The sequence below is a fragment of the Aquimarina megaterium XH134 genome, assembly GCF_000520975.1.
Taxonomy (GTDB): Bacteria; Bacteroidota; Bacteroidia; order Flavobacteriales; family Flavobacteriaceae; genus Aquimarina; species Aquimarina megaterium.
Genome location: NZ_JACB01000113.1, coordinates 1 through 1,967 on the forward strand (window position 1 = coordinate 1; position 1,967 = coordinate 1,967).

The 1,967-nt window shown below is 34.2% G+C and carries 1 protein-coding gene; it reads left to right on the forward strand.

What is annotated here, in order from left to right; all coding sequences use genetic code 11:
* Positions 1–104: 104 nt before the first annotated feature.
* Positions 105–1,967: hypothetical protein (locus Z053_RS0127300; protein WP_025668143.1), on the forward strand; the 1,863-nt coding region annotated here is incomplete at its 3' end.

The window sequence follows — 1,967 nt, forward strand, 5'->3', positions numbered from 1 at the left end:
AGTTTCTCTCTTATTCGTTAACTATGTTTACCATAGAGTTTATAGAGAATATTAAACTAGCTTTCTATTTATTAGTATCTTGACCGACAATATAAATACCCCAAATGAAAAAAAAATTACTTTTAACTTTACTTCTTACTTCTGTATTTTTTATCGGTTATTCACAAAACGAACCTACCGATTGTGTTAATTCTATTATTGTTTGTGGAGATACTAATCTAGAATTAAACTCTAACGGTGTAGGTATCAACGATTTTGCATTACCTGGTAACAATGCTCCTGCTTGTTCTTTTACAGAAAGTCAAAGTTTATGGTTACGAGTTAATATTGTTCAATCAGGAACGCTAGCATTCACCATAACACCAGAATCCTCAAGCACTGCCGAAGATTATGATTTTGCAGTTTACGGACCTAATGTTACATGCTCTACTTTAGGTAGTTCTATTCGATGCTCCTCTACCAATCCTCCAGCAGCTGGAGTCTCTACCTTAACAGGGCTCAATAGCACTGAAACGGATCTGAGCGAAGGCCCCGGAAATCTTGGAAATGGGTTTGTACGTGCCATAGATGCCGTAGCCGGAGAAGAGTATTTTATTTTAATTGATAATTTTTCTCAGAATGGAGGTTTTGACCTTACATTTACAGGTACAGCAATACTTCCAGATAGCCCTGTTAATACTGCAGGCACTACGGTAAATCTTGATCTTACAGAATGTGATGTCATAGGAAACTCTGGTGACGGAAGAACAAATTTTGATTTAAATAGTAATACAGCTGCTATATTAGGAACACAGACCAATACAGCAATCTCATATCATAATACCGAAGAAGATGCCAGTATTAATAACTTGCCCTTAGCCAGTCCTTATCTAAGCACTCAAAATAATGAAACCATACATGTACGTATAGAAAATACAATTACTGGTTGTTTTATCATTGATACATTCACATTGATAACCATTCCTGGACCACAAATAACTACTCCTTCCCCATTCACGGTATGTGATAATGCCAATGATGGCAATGATACAAATGGATTTGTTTCTTTTTTACTTAGAGATAAAGACAATGAAATTCTTAACGGACTAGACCCTGCTATCAATATCATAACATATCATTCATCTCTGACTGATGCAAATACTGGAATTGGTATTATAGATAAAAACGCTCCTTTTACAAATACTGTGAATCCTCAGACGATTTTTGTTAGAGCACAATATGCCGCAACACAACCATGTATAAATACTATTAGTATTGTTCAATTTAATTTAGAAGTAAACCCTTTGCCTGTAGCAAATGCCATTTCTTTAATACAATGTGATGAATTTATGGATCCAACAGATGGCATCACTCTTTTTAATCTTAATGAAGCTAGTAATCAGATTACGGGAAGTACAACAAATAGAACTGTATTATTCTTTGAAGATATTGCATCTGCAAATGCAAATACTCCGGCTATTACAAATACAACCACATATCAAAATACTGCGATAAATCAACAATTATTCGTTCGTGTTACAGATGATCTTAATGGATGTTTTAGGATTTCAACTTTAGACTTAGAAGTAAGTGTTACATCTGCAAATGATGCAATTTTAAGATTATGTGATGATGACGGTACAGAAGATGGGTTTCGTGAATTTGATCTTTCACTGGCTAATCCACAAATATTGCTTGGCATAGCAACACCTAATTTAACAGTTATGTATTATCAAACTATAGCAGATGCTTTAAGTGAATCTAACCCTATAACAACAACAACTAATACCACTTCATTAACACAAGGGCAAGATATAGTATTTGCTAGAGTAGAAAACCTCAATCAATGTTTTGGTATCAATCAAGTACAATTATTTCTTAATCCTTTACCTAATATTGAACCTGAAGCACAATATTTCTTATGCCAAAACCAAGCAAACATTGAAATAGATGCTGGCCTCCCTACTAATGGTAATCTCAATGATTTT